Source organism: Stenotrophomonas sp. KH_029, from assembly GCF_057839765.1.
Genome location: NZ_CM174498.1, coordinates 919989 through 936136, shown reverse-complemented (window position 1 = coordinate 936136; position 16148 = coordinate 919989). Strand labels below are relative to the sequence as shown.

Here is a 16148-nt window from a genome sequence, read left to right as displayed (position 1 = left end):
GTATGATGAAGCCCTCCCCTCCGCCGGAGCTGCCATGAAAGCCGTGGGACTGACGCACTACCTGCCGATCGACGACCCCGACAGCCTGCTCGACCTGGTCCTGCCCGAACCCGGTCCGCCAACCGGGGCGGACCTTCTGGTCCGCGTCCAGGCCATCTCGGTCAACCCGGTGGACACCAAGCTGCGGGCTCCGCGCGACCAGCAGGCGCAACCGCCGCGGATCCTTGGCTATGACGCGGCCGGCATCGTCGAAGCGGTGGGTCCGCAGGTCACTGCCTTCGCCCCCGGCGACGAGGTCTACTACGCCGGCGACGTCACCCGCCCCGGCTGCAACGCGCAATGGCAGCACGTGGACGCGCGGCTGGTCGGGCGCAAACCGGCCACCCTGGATTTCGCCGACGCCGCCGCCCTGCCGCTGACTACCCTGACCGCCTGGGAGCTGCTGTTCCAGCGCATGCCGCTGCAGTTCGACGATCGCCGCCATGCCGGGCAGACCCTGCTGGTGATCGGCGGCGCCGGCGGGGTGGGCTCGATCGCCATCCAGCTGGCCCGGCATGCCGGCTTCAGCGTGGTCGCCACCGCCTCGCGCGAGGCCTCGGCGCAGTGGTGCCGGCAGCTGGGCGCCGACCATGTCATCGACCACCGCCAACCGCTGCCGCCGCAGCTGCAGGCGCTGGGCATCAGCGAAGTGCAGGTGGCGCTGAACCTGGCCGACACCGACCACTACTGGGACGTGCTCGGCGAACTGCTGGCCCCGCAGGGCCACCTCGGGCTGATCGTCGAGCCCCGCGGCCCGCTGCGCATCGGCGATCCGTACAAGGCCAAGTGCATCGGCATCCACTGGGAATTCATGTTCGCCCGGGCGCGCTTCGGCACTGCCGACATGGTCGAGCAGCACCGCATCCTCAACCGCGCCGCCAGCCTGGTCGATGCCGGTGAACTGCGCAGCACCGCGCACACCCACCTGGGCCCGATCAACGCAGCCAACCTGCGCGAGGCCCACCGCCGGCTGGAAGCCGGCGGGGTGATCGGCAAGCTGGTGCTGTCCGGCTGGGAATGAGCCGGCGGGCGCGCCGTATCGGCCAACGGTCGATACCTGCCGCGGCGCTACCTGGCCGGCAAACCTACGCCCGGTCGGTACCTGGCCTGCAGGTACCGACCGCTGGTAGGTACCTGCGCCCGAGCACTCACGTAACCGGCGCCGATGTGTGGGCGTGGATTGGCGTCCATCTGTATCTGTCGGCATGTCGTGCCGCGCCCTACATTCAAGCGCCCTCCCGGTGACACCGTCATGCCCACCTCGCTGCCCCTGCGTCTGCTGCAACTGTTGCTTGGCCTGTTCCTGTACGGGATCGGCGCGGCGGTGATGATCCGCGCCGCGATCGGGGTGGCGCCGTGGGACGTGCTGTCGCAGGGCATCGCCCTGCACACGCCGTTGTCGTTCGGGGTGGCCACCAATGTGATCGGCGCGCTGGTGCTGCTGCTGTGGTGGCCGATCCGGCAGAAACCCGGGCTGGGCACGGTGCTCAACGTGATGCTGATCGGCCCCAGCGCGCAGCTGGGCCTGTGGGTGCTGCCGGAAGTGCACGGCCTGCTGCTGCAGGTGCCGATGTTCGTGTGCGGCCTGCTGCTGGTGGCGCTGGCCACCGGCCTGTATATCGGCGCACGCTTCGGCCCCGGCCCGCGCGACGGCCTGATGACCGGCCTGCATGCCCGCAGCGGCTGGCCGATCTGGATCGTGCGCAGCCTGATCGAAGGCAGCGTGCTGCTGGTCGGCTGGTGGCTGGGCGGCAACGTCGGCGTCGGCACCCTCGCCTTCGCGCTGCTGATCGGCCCGCTGTGCGGGGTCACCCTGCCCCTGTTCGGAATCGGCAAAGCCGCACCCGCAACCGCCACCCGGTAATGCCGGCCGCTGGCCGGCTCCTCCGGAACCCATCACCACCCAGGTAGTGCCGGCCGCTGGCCGGCTCCTCCGGAATCCATCACCACCTGGTAGTGCCGGCCGCTGGCCGGCTCTGCACATTGCCGGCGACACGAGGAGCCGGCCAGCGACCGGCACTACCGGGCGTAGCGACCAACGGTCGCTACCTACCGCAATCCATCTGGAGAAAGGAGCCCCCTGAGTCAGGGGGCGCGCCGCGAAGCGGCGGGGGTCTGGTGGCATGCCCCGGGGCCCGAGGTTTGCGCAGCAAACCTTGGGCAAGCGTGAAGCGTGCCGCGAAATGGTCCTTGCTGTCAGGACCATTTCGCGGCACGCTTCACGCTTCCGTACGCAAGCGTATCGACATGTCGCCAGCCGCCGAATCCACCGCCTATCCCCATCTGTTCACGCCGCTGGACCTGGGCTTCACCCAGCTGCGCAACCGCATCCTGATGGGCTCGATGCATACCGGGCTGGAAGACCGCGCCCGCGATTTCCCACGGCTGGCCGCCTATTTCGCCGAGCGCGCCGCCGGCGGGGTCGGGCTGATCGTCACCGGCGGTTTCGCGCCGAACGTGGTCGGCTGGCTCAAGCCGTTCGGCGGCAAGCTGTCCTGGCCCTGGGAAGTGCGCCCGCACCGCCAGCTGACCGCCGCGGTACACGACAACGGCGGCAAGATCTGCCTGCAGCTGCTGCACGCCGGCCGCTATGCCTACCACCCCCTGTCGGTGGCCCCGTCCAGACTGAAGGCACCGATCAACCCGTTCACCCCGCGCGCGCTGTCGGCCAGCGGCGTCGAACGGCATATCGCCGATTACGCGCGCAGCGCGCGGCTGGCGCGCGAAGCCGGCTATGACGGCGTCGAGGTGATGGGCTCGGAAGGTTATCTGATCAACGAATTCATCGCCCCGCGCAGCAACAAGCGCACCGATCGCTGGGGCGGCGACGCGGCCCAGCGGATGCGCTTTGCGGTGGAGATCGTGCGCCGCATCCGCGAGGCCTGCGGCCCGGATTACATCATCATCTACCGGCTGTCGCTGGTGGACCTGGTCGAGGACGGCAGCAACTGGGAGGAAATCGTGCAGCAGGCCAAGGCGATCGAAGCTGCCGGCGCCACGCTGATCAACTCCGGCATCGGCTGGCATGAAGCACGCATCCCCACCATCGCCACCTCGGTGCCACGCGCGGCCTTTGCCGGGGTCACCGCCAAGCTCAAGCCACACGTCCAGGTGCCGGTGATCGCCACCAACCGGATCAACATGCCCGACGTGGCCGAACGCATCCTGGCCGGCGGTGGCGCGGACATGGTGTCGCTGGCGCGGCCGCTGCTGGCCGACCCGGAGTGGGCCAACAAGGCGCGCGCCGGCCGCCCCGAAGCGATCAACACCTGCATCGCCTGCAACCAGGCCTGCCTGGACCATGTGTTCGAGAACAAGACCGCCAGCTGCCTGGTCAACCCGCGCGCCGTGCACGAGACCGAACTGGTCTACCGCCCGGCGACGCTGGCCAAGCGCGTGGCGGTGGTCGGTGCCGGCCCGGCCGGGCTGGCCTGCGCCACCGTCGCCGCGCAGCGCGGCCACCAGGTCACCCTGTTCGACGCCGGCAGCGAGATCGGCGGCCAGTTCAACGTGGCCAAGCGCATCCCCGGCAAGGAGGAGTTCCACGAGACCCTGCGCTACTTCGGCCACCTGCTGGCGCAGACCGGCGTGGAGGTGCGGCTGGACACGGTGGCCGACGTGGCCAGCCTGGCCGGGTTCGACGAGGTGGTGGTGGCCACCGGCATCACCCCCCGCCGGGTCGATTTCCCGGGTGCGGACCACGCCAAGGTGGTCAGCTACCTGGACGTGCTGCTGGGCCGGGTGCAGGTCGGCGACCAGGTCGCCATCATCGGCGCCGGCGGCATCGGCTTCGACGTAGGCGAGTTCCTGGTCCACGACGGCCCCTCGCCGTCGCTGGACCCGGCGCGCTGGATGGCCGAATGGGGCGTGGATGCCACCTTCGAAGGCCGTGGCGCACTGACCAGGGCGGCCCCGGAAGCACCCGCGCGCCAGGTCTGGCTGCTGCAGCGCAGCCCGGGCAAGCCCGGTGCCCGGCTGGGCAAGACCACCGGCTGGATCCACCGCGCCACGCTCAAGGCCAAGGGCGTGAAAATGCTGGGCGGGGTGGAGTACCTGGGCGTGGATGATGCCGGCCTGCGCATCCGCATCGACGGCCAGGAACAGACCCTGGCGGTCAGCCACGTGGTGGTCTGCGCCGGCCAGGAACCGCGCCGCGACCTGCACGCCGCGCTGCAGGCCGCCGGCATCAACGCGCACCTGATCGGCGGTGCCGACGTGGCCGCCGAGCTGGATGCCAAGCGCGCCATCCACCAGGGCAGCCACCTCGCCGCCAGATTCTGAAACAGGTCGATACCGACCTGAATACGGGCCGGGAACCGCGTTCCCGGCCCCGTCCCGAACCTGAATGTCAAGCCTTCAGATTCAGGATGCATTGGGAAATGGCCCCCTATCGTGCGCCAACTTTCCCGCTCACCACCCAGTTCGAGTGAGCGCGCGGACCCCATCTTCAGTTCGGGTCCGCCCACGGGCGGCCCCGATGGCCGCCTCCCCATGACGCCAAGTCGTACCCTCGCCCCGTCCGCATGATCGGATGGACAGCCAGGTGCGGCCCATACGGAGCAAGGAGATTTATGAAACTGGCCTGGATTCTCTGGCTGTCACAGTTGTTGCCGCAGCCTGCCGCCGATTCGTTGTGCCTGAGCACTACGGTCTACCTCGAAGCGCGTGACCAGACCCTGCGCGGCCAGCAAGCCGTCGCCGAGGTGGCCCTGCGCCGCCTGGACAGCGGGCTGTGGGGCGATTCGATGTGCAAGGTGGTCACCGCGCGCAAGCAGTTCGCCCCGACCATCGTCGCCCCCGGCACCCAGCTGGGCAATGCCGACGCCTGGCAGGAAGCGATGACCGTGGCCTTCGATGCCGAGCGCAACTGGGCCCTGCCGGCCGGCGAGCGCAAGGAAATCGTGCCCGGCGCCAGCCACTTCGCCGCGCTGGCCATCGCCAACCCGAGCTGGCGCAATGCCTACCAGGTGGCCACCATCGGCGACCACACCTTCTATCGCGTGCAGAAACTCAAGCCGCGCGCGTCGTAACGGTCTGTTACGGCCATACCGTTGAGGATGCGGGGCCCGCTCTGGAATAGTGGGCGGCTGGCCTTCCATCGATCCGCAACGGAGTTCCCATGAAGCTGTACAGCAAGCCCGGAGCCTGCTCCACCGCCGACCACATCGCCCTGCAGTGGACCGGCCAGCCGTTCGAGGTGGAACTGCTCGACAAGGACACCCTGAAGGCGCCGGCGTTCCTGGCGATCAACCCCGCCGGCTCGGTGCCGGCGGTGGTCGACGGCGATTTCACCCTGACCCAGAACGCGGCCATCATGGGCTACATCGCCGACACCTACCCGCAGGCCGGCCTGGCCGGTGACGGCAGTGCCCGCCAGCGTGCCGAAGCCACCCGTTGGCTGTCCTTCGTCAACTCGGACCTGCACCCGGCGTTCTCGCCGCTGTTCTCGCCAAGCAAGTTCATCGGCGATGCCAGCCAGCACGCCGCCATCCGCGCCGCCGCGCACGCCCGCCTGCGCGGGCTGTTCGAACGCGCCAATGCGCAGCTGGAAGGCCGCCAGTGGCTGGCCGGCTTCCGCAGCTTCGCCGACCCATACTTCTACATCACCCTGCGCTGGGCGGCCGGCGCCAAGGTCGACCTCGGCGGCCTGGACAACCTGGCCGCGTACCGGCAGCGCCTGGAAGCCGACCCGGGCGTACAGGCGGCGCTGCAGGCAGAAGGGCTCAGCTGAGCTGCCCGGCACCGCCCAGGCATATATAAGGACAACGCCCGGCATCGCCGGGCGTTGTGCGTTTCAACCCAGGGTGCGGATGACCTGGCCCTGGGCATCGCGCAGCTCGGTCGGTACAACCCGCACCCGCAGCCTGCCGCCGGGCAGCGGATACACGCCGCGCCGGGCGTGCAGATGGTCCAGCAGCGCGCGCAGACTGGCCGGCGCCAGCGTGCAGTGCGCCTGCTCCGGCCCGGCCTGCACCGCGTCTACCGCGCCCGCCTCGAAGCGCCAGGCGCGCTCGCGGTCCATCAGGATCAGCGTGCGCCCGTGGCCCAGGCGCAGCGGCAGCAGCTCCAGCAGCCCCGGCACCTGCCCGGCCCCCAGCACCAGCTCGACCACGTCCCCGTCCTGCTCCCAGCCCAGCGTCTCGACGAACAGGGTGCCGGTGGTGGAGCCCTCGCGGGCACTGCCGGCCTCCACCTGCGCGGCCAGTGCCGGATCATCCAGCAGGCAGCCGCGCCCCAGGTCGGTGATCCACAGCGGCATGGCCGGTTCCAGCACCGCCAGCACGCCCTGCGTGGACCAGCGCCGCACCGCGGCCATCTCCTGCTCGCCCAGACCCACCACCTGCAGGAAGCGCACCCGGCCGTTGGCGGTGTCGCGCGCGGGCAGCTGCGGGTCCTCGACCAGCGCCAGGTGGCACAGCACGGTGGCGGTATCCAGCGCGATCGGGCCGTTGGCATCCAGGTGATGGCCGGCCTCCAGCACGTTGCCGGTGCCGAACACATAGCGCGCCAGGTTCTGCAGCAGGTGCATCGGCCACACCGGCGGCGCGTCGTCGGCGCCCTGCCCCGGTGCGGCGGCCACGCGGAAGGTCAGCTCGAAGCCGTAGCCACTGTCGGCCGGGTCATCGCTCTGCTTGTCGTACAGCTCCGAAAAGCCGTAGCTGACGTAATGCCAGTGCGGGCGCGGCGACGTCGCCCAGTACACGCTGATGCCGTCCAGCGGATCCTGCCCGCCCAGCGTGTGGGAGACGGCGGTACCGAAGTGCTTCGGCGCCTGCCCCGGGTACAGCGCGCCCAACGCCGCATTGAGGGCATCCCAGCCCGGCGTGCCGGTATTGCTGCTCGGTGTGTTGTCCATCGGTGCGGTTCCTGGCCTGCGTAGGCGGGCAAGGTAACCCCGCCGGCCGGATCCGGCCAGCCGGCGTCGTACCCGCTCAGCCGGGCACGGCAACAGGCTGCGGCGGCGCTTGTACCGCCAACAGCGCATGGGTATCGCTGAGCCAGCGGCTGGCCAATGCCGGGCTCCGCGCCTTGGACACCGCCGCGGCCATGTCCGGCCACAGCTTCTCCAGTGCGCCGGCATCGGTGCAGCGCTCGATCTTCAACTGCAGGAAATAGCCTTTCAGGCCCAGGTGCCTGCGCACCGATTCACTCATCCAGTCGTACAGCTGCTTGTACAACTCCGGGTCCTGCTCGCGGCCGGCGGTCAGCGCGCGTGCCGCCGGCGGCGCCACCGCCCCGCCGACGACCTCGATCAGGCCCATCTGCGCCAACTGCGCCAACGCGTCGTCGGGCGCGCGCAGGCCCGGCAACAATGCAGTCAACGCATCGTCATCGCGCTGACCATCGACCATCAGCAGAATGGAGCGCAATGCCGGCGGCAGCCGCCGCGCGCGGTCTTCGATTTCCTGACGGCCAGCGGCCGTCTTGGCATGGATGTAGGCCATGTGTTCCCCCTGTCACCTGGTGCCTTGCCACACGCGGCAGCGGCACTTGGCCGTTGCATACGCGCCCCCTTGCGGCCGCAGCGGAAGCTCGCCCTGGCACGCGCCGTATCCCCCGGCGCGCCCCCGTATCCCCGCCCCCGGCCGCCTCGGCAGCTTACCCCGACACGGCCGGCCATCGATAATGCGCTGCAGCACGTGCGCGTGCCATGCTCAGCCGCCCACCTTGCCGGTCACCGAGTACAACGGTTCGAGCAGCCATTCGTACAAACGGCGACGCTCGCCCATGATGTCGGCCTCCAGCCGCATGCCGGGCCGCAGGGGCTCGGGATGCCCATAGGCGAGGACACTTTGCCGGTCCAGAGTAACCAACACCCGGTACACCGGCTCCCCCGACTCCGGCCGGGTGCCGCTGACCGGCACGGCGCTGCGCGACACTCGAACCACGGTTCCCTGATGGCTGCCAAACTTCTGGTAGGGGTAGGCGTGGTAGCGCAGCAGGACGCGGTCACCTGCCTTCACAAAGCCGATGGCGGCACTGGGTACCAGCAGTTGTGCGCGCAGGGTGGACCCGTCCGGCAACAAACTGAGGACCGGCTGCCCGGCCTGCACCATCTGCCCGGCTTCGACCAGACGGCTGGCAACCAGGCCACCGACCGGGGCACGCAGCAGCAGTTCACCATTGGCCTCCATCTGAACCGCTTCCTGGCCGAGCGCAGCCAGGTCGCGGTTGGACGTGGCCAGGGCGGCCCGCAACTGCTGCGGCACTTCAGCCTGCATCTGCTCCAGCTGTGCCAGGTTGCGGCGCAGGGAAGTCGCCTGCCGCTGCAGAGCTTGCTGGGCATTGAGCACGTCCAGCATCGACTGCTCCTGCTGATTGAGCTGGACCAGGCTGACATAGCGTTGATCAGCGACCTGGCGATAACGCTGAACGGTCTCGCGGCCGATCCGCACCTGCTCGCTACGCGTCTGGATTTCGCCTTCAATCTGGGTCAACTCCCGACGCAATGCATCACGTTGCAGTTGCAGGCCCTGCGCCTGGGCCTGCAACTGCATCGCCTGTGCGTCCTGCAGTTCATGGAGGCTGGCGATCCGCGCCTGCTGGCCTTCGCGCAGCACGTTCAGCGCATCGTCGCCCGCCGCAGTGACACGCGGCACGTTGATAAGCAGCAAGGCCGCCTGCCGTTGGACCTGGTCGCCTTCGTCCGCATGCAACATGGCGACAACGCCAGCGGAAGGCGCCATCACCGTCGACAGCCCCAGATCGGGCACCAGCTCCCCCGCCACCCGGGAGCGACGTGTGTACTCACCAAACAACAGAAATCCCAACACCACGGCCGCCGATACCACGCTGGCCATCGTCAATACCCACAGCCGCATTGGTTGTCCCAGTGAAATGTTCCCTAACCAGCTTCCACGCCTTGCCTCGAGCACCTCCCGACGAAACAACCCGTTCATCGCCCAGCCCCGTCCTGTGACGGTGCTGACGGACAAAACGCCTGCACGATCGCGCCCGCATGCATCACCAGCACACGGTCGGTGCTGGCGATCGTCTCAGGTCGATGCGCAATGATCACCCGTGTCAGGTCCAAGCGGCGCACGGCATCGTTGACCAGGCGTTCGCGCTCCACATCCAGGTGACTGGTCGCTTCGTCCAGAAACAGCAGCCGTGGCTGCCGATACAGCGCCCGCGCCAGGATAACCCGTTGCTTCTGGCCACCGGACAAGGTTGTGCCCATGTCGCCAATCAAGCTGTTGTACCCCATCGGCATCGCAGCGATGTCATCGTGCACCGCAGCCAGTCCGGCTGCCTCCCTAACGCGCGCCTCGTCCAGGCCCTCGTCTTCGAATGCGATGTTGTCACTGATGCTGCCAGCGAAAAGCTGGTCATCCTGCATCACCGCGCCAACGACACGCCGGTAGTGCTCGATACCGATCCTGGGCAGCGGCACGCCACCTATCCGTATCTGCCCCTCGGTCAACGGCAACAGTCCGAGCAAACACTTCACCAAAGTGGTCTTCCCGCAGCCGGAGGCGCCCACGATCGCGACCGATTCACCCGGTTCGATGGTCAAACTGCAGTTGCGCAGCACCCATGGCTCGCCGGGCGCATAGCGAAACCCGGCCCCGTCCATATCGATGCGAAGATTGGCCGGAACGCCCTCGCTCATCGCGTCGCCGTCCGTCAACTCGGGATCTGCCAGTACGATGTCGGCGAGGCGTTCGCCGTGCAGGCGCAGCATCCGGAACTCGATCCATTTGTCGATCAGACCACCAATGCGCAGCGCGAACTGATCCTTGTAGGCCAGATAGGCGATGAGCATGCCGACAGAGAACACGTTCTGCATCGCCAAGCCCGCGCCGATCCAGATCACCGCGATGCGCTCGCCACCGAAAATCAGCTGATTGGCGCTTCCAAAGGCAAGGCCGAAGCGCGCCAGCCATACATCCCGATTGATCGTCTCGCTCATCAGATTGTAGTAGCGCGAGCGCCGCACGGTCTCACGCCCCGCCACCTTGACCGACTGCATGCCGCGAATGGATTCCAGCAGATGGCTTTCTTGGTGGGCTGCAGCAACGAGCTGTCGCTCGGTGCGGTTGCGCAGCGCGCCAAAGGCGATGGCACGAGCGGCCAGATAGAGCCCCACCGCCAGCAGAGTGACCAGCGCCAGCTTCCAGCTGTAAAGCAGCATCATGCCCAAGGTAACGATCGCCATCAGCCCATCGATCAACGCCTCAACGAAAGTGGTGGTCAACGTGCGCTGGATGGCCTGCACGCTGCCCATACGCGACGTGATGTCACCCAAGTGTCGCTTCTCATAGAAATCCAGCGGCAGACGGATCAGGTGACTGAAGACGTTGCCCATCCACTGAAACCCCAACCGGCTGGACAGGTGGATGATGGCCCAACCACGCACCAGCCCGATTCCAACCTGCAGCAGCAGTGCCAAACCAAAGCCAAGACCAAGCACGGTCAGAAGATCGCGATCGGCCGCAATCAGTACGTGATCGACAATCCACTGCATGAGGAACGGCGCCAACAGCACGAAGACCTGAAGCGCCAGCGACAACAGTACGATCATGCCGAGCGCACGCCATAGGCCGCTCACCTTGCCAGTCAACTGCACAACCGAGATGACCGGTACTGCCGGGGAGGCACGCAACTCCGCAGTGGGACTGAGTTCCAGCGCAACACCGGTGAAATGCCGCGAGAACTCGCTCAACGGCAACGTGCGCTTGCCGAAGGCAGGATCAACAATGGTGACGCCACGTTTGCGCACGCCACTGAGCACCACGAAGTGATTGAGGTCCCAATGCAGGATGCACGGCAACTGCAGCTTCCCAAGGTCCTCCAGGTCCAGTCGCAACGGGCGGCACATGAATCCCATCTTGCTCGCGATATCAAGCAACTGGGAAAGCGTTGCACCCTTCAGGGAAAGCGGATGGGCCCGACGCATTCCGCGCAGGTCAATAGCACAGCCGTGATGGGTAGCGATCATGGCCAGACAGGCCAAGCCACATTCCGAGGCTTCCGACTGGAGGATAGCCTCCATCTACTTTCTCCCGTATTCCCCAGCAGCCGCGCACGCGTTTCATTTGCGCCACCGCTCATACAGCGGTCAACTCAGCAGGGCTGATGAAGCTGAAATTCAACAACCTGCATAAGCGCGTGAAAGGATCAGTGATCGACGTTCTTCATCCTTCTCGACACGCTGCGGGACACAAAGAGCGCGGTCAACGCACCAATACCGGTGACAAGACTGCGCACAAACATCCCCTCAACGAAGAATCCGCCGACGATAGTCGCAACCACACAGACAGCGAGTGCAGCATGCCTCCCCGTTGAAGCAAGGGGAGGTGGCACGGCCTCAGTCATCGCTGCGACAGTACACTGCCGACCGTGACGAGGCCGCCGATGGAAAAACCTACTCCGCCAACAGGCCTTCCAACAACAAACCCGACACCGACACCCGCTACGGCACCAACCCAGCCGCCAGCCAGGCCCGTGGAGATACTGCCTGCATAACCCGAACCGCTCACCTGGTCGATCTCATCTCTGGTCAACTGACGCATGTTGAACCTACTCGTTCGCCCCGGGAGTGGGTTGATAAAAATATAGTCACCCCCGGAGTCAATGCACAACTGTCAATTGCGACATGGGCGAACCCGATCCGGCATTAATTTGGATCGCCTGCGCCTCCACATCAATCGCACTGCAAATGTACGTGCAACGATCGACCCGTCAATCGCATACACAAGGACGAGGCCTGCATGAGCAAATAGATAGCCATGATCAAGAACAAGGCGACCATAGAAAATTACGAAGCGCTGATGCCACCCTTGTACCTTCACCCGACACTGTCCCAAGCATAGACAGCGAAGTGCCCACCGACCGCATGCATCTACGTTCGTCCATCGGGACTGCGGGAAGGCGAAACAACTCCACAATCAGAGCAGCGGCAGCCAATCATCCAGCGAAGATGTTGATGCTGGCCCATACGGGCACAGAGTGCAGCTTGACTGCGCCACAGGGGCGGCGAAGCAAGGCACTCGAGCTGAGATTTACACTAACTTCGGCAGCATCGACGTAGCGATGCAACCAAGTGACACCACAACCAATCCGCGACTAAAAAAACGTCTTTCTCTAGGTTTTTGAGATCCAATCCACAGGTGTGATGTGCGCCCTTTGTCTTTTTCAGAAAAATCCGGATTTCACGATGGACGGCGATTCCAATGTGGCGCTAGGCTCTAAGCGCGGACCAACCCGCGATGCAACGAGGATATGAACATGCGCGAGATGACTGAGCTGGAAACCATGCAAGTTGGCGGCGGCGGAATTTACACGGACAACAATCGTCTTCAGCTACGGGATATGGCGGCCAACGCGATCATAGGTGGCATGCTCGGCGGACCTGTCGGCTTTGCCGGCGGACTGGTCTTGGGCGCCATCACCGGTTACCGTCCAAATTGAATGTGGCACGCTAACTTTCCATGCAACGAGCACCGCTCAAAAGAGCGGTGCTCTCTTGCACAAGTACACCTAGAGAGCCGAACTTATGAGGCTTCCAGCTCCATTACTGGCCGGGTGGTTGCTTCGCAAGCTCGGCAGAATTTTCCCAACGAAGCATGTCCAGCCATCCTTCTCACTGAAGCTGCTGGCTAACACGCTCAGCTTCCTGCTGACCTGGGGACTGCTCTTCATCGTGTGGATGCTGATGGGCAGTGAACACTCACTGCCGTTCATCCTCGGTGGTGCCTTGGCGGGTTCACTGCTGTATGGCGTGCTGACTGCTGCGGTCAAAACCAAAAGCGACCAAGCCACGAACAACGACCCACCATCCCAGAGATGGCCCTGACCCTGCCCTGGGGGCTAAGCGGATGCAGGCTGTCGACCCGTACCCGTTACTGGCTCAGCGCGCGACGGATTTCATCCAGTGCCGCCGGGTCGTCCAGCGTGGACAGGTCGCCCGGGTCGCGTTCTTCGGCCAGGGCCTGCAGCGAGCGGCGCAGCAGCTTGCCCGAGCGGGTCTTGGGCAGGGCATTGACGATATGGATATGCGCCGGCCGTGCCAGCGCGCCCAGCGACTGGGTCACCCGCTGCATCATTTCGGTGATCACCGTGCCCGGATCGCCCTGCACTGCCTGGCGCAGGGTGACGAACACCAGCGGCACCTGGCCCTTGAGCTCGTCCTTGACCCCGATCACCGCCGCCTCGGCCACCAGCGGATGGCCGGCGATGCACTCTTCGATCTCGCGCGTGCCCAGGCGATGGCCGGCGACGTTGATCACATCGTCGGTGCGGCCGAGGATGAAGGTGTAACCGTCCTCGTCGCGGATCGCCCAGTCCAGCGAGCTGTACAGCAGCTCCTTGAAATGGCTGAAGTAGCTCTGGATGAAGCGGTCGTCGTCCCTCCACACCGTGCTCATGCAGCCCGGCGGCAGCGGCGGGGTCATCACCAGTACGCCCTTCTGCCCGGCCGCGACTTCCTCGCCGGTGTTCTCGTCGATCACCTTCATCCTGTAGCCAAGATTGGGGAAGCCCGGCGAGCCGAAGCGGACCGGTTTCATGTCCACGCCGGGCAGCAGGGTCAGCGCCGGCCAGCCGGTTTCGGTCTGCCAGTAGTTGTCGATGATCGGCTTGCCGAGCGCGTCGTTGATCCAGTGCGCGGTGGGTTCGTCCAGCGGTTCGCCGGCCAGGAACACGTACTTGAGCGCATCCAGGTCGTGGCGGGCGATGAAGTCGACATCGTGCTTCTTCAGCACGCGGATCGCGGTGGGCGAGGAAAACAGCGTGCGTACGTTGTACTGCTCGCACAGCGCCCACCAGATGCCCGGATCCGGGTTGGTCGGCAGCCCTTCATACAGCAGCGAGGTGCAGCCGCCGATCAGCGGGCCGTACACGTTGTAGGAATGCCCCACCGCCCAGCCGACGTCCGAGGTGGAGAACATCACCTGGCCGGGTTTGCAATCGAACACGGTCTGCATCGACTGCGCCATCGCCACCGCGTAGCCGCCGACATCGCGCTGCACGCCCTTGGGCTTGCCGGTGGTGCCGGAGGTGTAGAGCAGGTAGCTGGGCTCGCTGGATTCCAGCCACACCACCGGAACGTCCTGGTCGCCCACCTCGGCACGCAGGGTGGCGTAGTCGACGTCGCGGCCGGGCAGCTTCGGTTCGGCCGGGTCCAGCCCGCGCGAGACGATCAGCACATGCGGCGGCGGCGAAGCCGCTTCGGCGCAGGCGGCATCGACCATCGCCTTGTACGGAATCACCTTGCCACCGCGCTTGCCGGCGTCGGCGGCGATCAGCAGCTTGGGCTGCGCATCGTCGATGCGCAATGCCAGGTTGTGCGCGGCGAAACCGCCGAACACCACCGAGTGGATCGCGCCGATGCGCGCGCAGGCCAGCATGGCGAACACCGCTTCGGCCATGTTGGGCATGTAGATCACCACGCGGTCGCCGCGCTGCACATCCAGCCGCTGCAGCACGGCGGCAAAGGCGTTTACTTCGCGGTACAGCTGGCGGTAGGTGATTTCGCGGGTGACCCCGGTTTCGCTGGAGATGGCCACCAGCGCGAGCTGGTCCGCACGCTCGGCCAGGTGGCGGTCCACCGCGTTGTAACACAGGTTGGTTTCACCGCCGACGAACCAGCGCCGGAACGGCGGGTTGCTGTAGTCGAGGATCTGCTGCGGCGCCTTGTGCCAGTAAATGCGCTGGGCTTCCTCGCCCCAGAATGCCTCCGGTTCGTCGATCGATCGTTGGTACAGTTCTTCGTAGCGCATGACAGCCCTCCCAGACAGAGTCATGGGATCGAGCATAGTCCGATGACGGCGGACGAACTGTCCGACCTTGGTCGTACGGAGGGCACGCGCGTCCTGAATTGGACGCGGCTGCCGGTGAATCGAGCGCCGGGCCGCCATACCCTTTCCGGCGAATGTCCCCCGGCGTCGGCCGGGGGACATTTGCACAGGGGCCTGCCGGCCGCGGCGGGGCCCTCAACGCTCGCGATGAAGGTGATCGAAGAGCGAAAAAAAACGCCGGGCAAGCCCGGCGTCTTTCAATACGTACCGACCAACGGCCGGTACCTGCCCTTGCAGGAAATCAACCCAACAGGTGGGCCACGCCGGCGCGCTCTTCTTCCAGCTCGGCCAGGGTCTTGTCGATGTACTTCTGGCTGAAGTCGTCCACCGGCAGGTCCTTGACCAGGGTGTACTCACCGTTCTCGGTGGTCACCGCGAAGCCGAAGATCACCCCTTCCGGGATGCCGTAGGAACCATCGGACGGCACGCCCATGGTCACCCACTTGCCGTTGCTGCCCAGCACCCAGTCGCGCACGTGGTCGATGGCGGCATTGGCGGCCGAGGCAGCCGAGGACGAACCACGGGCTTCGATGATCGCCGCGCCGCGCTTGCCCACGGTCGGGATGAAGGTGCCGGCATTCCATTCCTGGTCGTTGATCGCATCGGCGATGGAGGCGCCATCGGCGGTGGCAAAACGGTAGTCCGGGTACATGGTCGGGCTGTGGTTGCCCCACACCACCAGCTTCTCGATGCCACCGACCGACTTGCCCAGCTTGGACGACAGCTGGCTCAGCGCACGGTTGTGGTCCAGGCGCAGCATGGCGGTGAAGTTGCGCGGGTTCAGGTCCGGCGCCGACTTCATGGCGATGTAGGCGTTGGTGTTGGCCGGGTTGCCGACCACCAGCACCTTCACGTTGCGGCTGGCAACCTTGTTCAGCGCCGCGCCCTGGGCGGTGAAGATCTTGGCGTTTTCCAGCAGCAGGTCCTTGCGCTCCATGCCCGGGCCGCGCGGACGCGCGCCGACCAGCAGGGCGATGTCGGCATCCTTGAAGGCCACTTCGGCGTCGTCGGTACCGACCATGCCGGCCAGCAGCGGGAAGGCGCAGTCTTCCAGTTCCATCATCACCCCGCGCAGCGCGGCCTGGGCCTTGTCGATGGGCAGCTCGAGCAGCTGCAGGATGACCGGCTGGTCCTTGCCGAGCATTTCGCCGGAGGCGATGCGGAACAGCAGGGCGTAGCCGATCTGGCCGGCGGCGCCGGTCACGGCAACACGAACAGGTGCTTTCATGGGGATTTCCTCTGCTAAGAAGCTAGGTAGCTGTGTGGGAGATGGCCGCGCGGGCGGGGACTGGCCTGGCGGGGCGGCCG

At 66.2% G+C, this 16148-nt stretch carries 15 protein-coding genes; 8 read left to right on the top strand and 7 right to left on the bottom strand.

Going from position 1 to position 16148, the window contains the following annotated elements; translation table 11 throughout:
• Window positions 1-34 precede the first annotated feature (34 nt).
• The 5 genes from AC3ITM_RS04280 (at window position 35) to AC3ITM_RS04260 (ending at window position 5770) form a co-directional block, all read left to right on the top strand.
• Entirely contained in the window at window positions 35-1060 is a 1026-nt protein-coding gene (locus tag AC3ITM_RS04280) for a zinc-binding alcohol dehydrogenase family protein (RefSeq protein ID WP_489268675.1), read from the top strand.
• 231 nt (window positions 1061-1291) lie between these two features.
• Window positions 1292-1903, top strand: coding sequence for a membrane protein YczE (gene yczE / locus AC3ITM_RS04275; RefSeq protein ID WP_228886417.1), 612 nt, complete (start codon window positions 1292-1294; stop codon window positions 1901-1903).
• Between the two features lie 383 nt (window positions 1904-2286).
• Window positions 2287-4320 (top strand): 2,4-dienoyl-CoA reductase FMN-binding domain-containing protein, encoded by a 2034-nt coding sequence (locus AC3ITM_RS04270; protein ID WP_489268673.1) that lies wholly within the window; start codon window positions 2287-2289, stop codon window positions 4318-4320.
• A 290-nt stretch (window positions 4321-4610) separates the two neighbouring features.
• Window positions 4611-5069: a cell wall hydrolase gene (locus AC3ITM_RS04265; RefSeq protein WP_346488737.1), complete on the top strand. Its 459-nt coding sequence runs from the start codon at window positions 4611-4613 to the stop codon at window positions 5067-5069.
• An 89-nt stretch (window positions 5070-5158) separates the two neighbouring features.
• Window positions 5159-5770, top strand: coding sequence for a glutathione S-transferase N-terminal domain-containing protein (locus AC3ITM_RS04260; protein WP_489268671.1), 612 nt, complete (start codon window positions 5159-5161; stop codon window positions 5768-5770).
• Between the two features lie 63 nt (window positions 5771-5833).
• Here the strand turns inward: AC3ITM_RS04260 and AC3ITM_RS04255 are convergent, their stop codons facing one another.
• The 4 genes from AC3ITM_RS04255 to AC3ITM_RS04240 all read right to left on the bottom strand — a co-directional run bounded on the left by AC3ITM_RS04255 (window position 5834) and on the right by AC3ITM_RS04240 (window position 11035).
• Window positions 5834-6895, bottom strand: a complete 1062-nt coding sequence (locus AC3ITM_RS04255) for a suppressor of fused domain protein (RefSeq protein ID WP_489268670.1) — start codon at window positions 6893-6895, stop codon at window positions 5834-5836.
• Between the two features lie 76 nt (window positions 6896-6971).
• Window positions 6972-7484 (bottom strand): hypothetical protein, encoded by a 513-nt coding sequence (locus AC3ITM_RS04250; RefSeq protein WP_489268668.1) that lies wholly within the window; start codon window positions 7482-7484, stop codon window positions 6972-6974.
• 210 nt (window positions 7485-7694) lie between these two features.
• Window positions 7695-8939, bottom strand: coding sequence for an HlyD family secretion protein (locus AC3ITM_RS04245; protein WP_489268666.1), 1245 nt, complete (start codon window positions 8937-8939; stop codon window positions 7695-7697).
• Window positions 8936-11035, bottom strand: coding sequence for a peptidase domain-containing ABC transporter (locus tag AC3ITM_RS04240; protein ID WP_489268665.1), 2100 nt, complete (start codon window positions 11033-11035; stop codon window positions 8936-8938). Before AC3ITM_RS04240 ends, AC3ITM_RS04245 begins: the two co-directional genes overlap by 4 nt.
• A gap of 83 nt (window positions 11036-11118) precedes the next feature.
• On the opposite strand from AC3ITM_RS04240, the gene AC3ITM_RS04235 reads away from it, so the two are divergent.
• Window positions 11119-11328 carry a hypothetical protein gene (locus AC3ITM_RS04235; RefSeq protein ID WP_489268663.1) on the top strand — a complete coding sequence of 70 codons (210 nt, stop codon included), beginning with the start codon at window positions 11119-11121 and terminating at the stop codon, window positions 11326-11328.
• 26 nt (window positions 11329-11354) lie between these two features.
• On the opposite strand, the gene AC3ITM_RS04230 is transcribed toward AC3ITM_RS04235, so the two are convergent.
• On the bottom strand, window positions 11355-11555 hold the full coding sequence (locus AC3ITM_RS04230; RefSeq protein WP_489268661.1) for a hypothetical protein: 201 nt from the start codon (window positions 11553-11555) through the stop codon (window positions 11355-11357).
• Window positions 11556-12270: 715 nt separating this feature from the next.
• Here AC3ITM_RS04230 and AC3ITM_RS04225 point away from each other — a divergent pair.
• Window positions 12271-12453, top strand: a complete 183-nt coding sequence (locus AC3ITM_RS04225; RefSeq protein ID WP_489268659.1) for a hypothetical protein — start codon at window positions 12271-12273, stop codon at window positions 12451-12453.
• Between the two features lie 118 nt (window positions 12454-12571).
• Window positions 12572-12838 (top strand): hypothetical protein, encoded by a 267-nt coding sequence (locus AC3ITM_RS04220; protein ID WP_489268657.1) that lies wholly within the window; start codon window positions 12572-12574, stop codon window positions 12836-12838.
• Between the two features lie 46 nt (window positions 12839-12884).
• On the opposite strand, the gene prpE is transcribed toward AC3ITM_RS04220, so the two are convergent.
• Window positions 12885-14762 (bottom strand): propionate--CoA ligase, encoded by a 1878-nt coding sequence (gene prpE, locus AC3ITM_RS04215; protein WP_489268655.1) that lies wholly within the window; start codon window positions 14760-14762, stop codon window positions 12885-12887.
• Window positions 14763-15081: 319 nt separating this feature from the next.
• Window positions 15082-16068 (bottom strand): malate dehydrogenase, encoded by a 987-nt coding sequence (locus AC3ITM_RS04210; protein ID WP_228886401.1) that lies wholly within the window; start codon window positions 16066-16068, stop codon window positions 15082-15084.
• Window positions 16069-16148: the final 80 nt, after the last annotated feature.

Bases quoted from the DNA above. Each gene is read 5' to 3' on its own strand.
- AC3ITM_RS04280 (WP_489268675.1), top strand. From the start codon at position 35: ATGAAAGCCGTGGGACTGACGCACTACCTGCCGATCGACGACCCCGAC.
- yczE (WP_228886417.1), top strand. From the start codon at position 1,292: ATGCCCACCTCGCTGCCCCTGCGTCTGCTGCAACTGTTGCTTGGCCTG.
- AC3ITM_RS04270 (WP_489268673.1), top strand. From the start codon at position 2,287: ATGTCGCCAGCCGCCGAATCCACCGCCTATCCCCATCTGTTCACGCCG.
- AC3ITM_RS04265 (WP_346488737.1), top strand. From the start codon at position 4,611: ATGAAACTGGCCTGGATTCTCTGGCTGTCACAGTTGTTGCCGCAGCCT.
- AC3ITM_RS04260 (WP_489268671.1), top strand. From the start codon at position 5,159: ATGAAGCTGTACAGCAAGCCCGGAGCCTGCTCCACCGCCGACCACATC.
- AC3ITM_RS04255 (WP_489268670.1), bottom strand. From the start codon at position 6,895: ATGGACAACACACCGAGCAGCAATACCGGCACGCCGGGCTGGGATGCC.
- AC3ITM_RS04250 (WP_489268668.1), bottom strand. From the start codon at position 7,484: ATGGCCTACATCCATGCCAAGACGGCCGCTGGCCGTCAGGAAATCGAA.
- AC3ITM_RS04245 (WP_489268666.1), bottom strand. From the start codon at position 8,939: ATGAACGGGTTGTTTCGTCGGGAGGTGCTCGAGGCAAGGCGTGGAAGC.
- AC3ITM_RS04240 (WP_489268665.1), bottom strand. From the start codon at position 11,035: ATGGAGGCTATCCTCCAGTCGGAAGCCTCGGAATGTGGCTTGGCCTGT.
- AC3ITM_RS04235 (WP_489268663.1), top strand. From the start codon at position 11,119: ATGAAGCTGAAATTCAACAACCTGCATAAGCGCGTGAAAGGATCAGTG.
- AC3ITM_RS04230 (WP_489268661.1), bottom strand. From the start codon at position 11,555: ATGCGTCAGTTGACCAGAGATGAGATCGACCAGGTGAGCGGTTCGGGT.
- AC3ITM_RS04225 (WP_489268659.1), top strand. From the start codon at position 12,271: ATGCGCGAGATGACTGAGCTGGAAACCATGCAAGTTGGCGGCGGCGGA.
- prpE (WP_489268655.1), bottom strand. From the start codon at position 14,762: ATGCGCTACGAAGAACTGTACCAACGATCGATCGACGAACCGGAGGCA.
- AC3ITM_RS04210 (WP_228886401.1), bottom strand. From the start codon at position 16,068: ATGAAAGCACCTGTTCGTGTTGCCGTGACCGGCGCCGCCGGCCAGATC.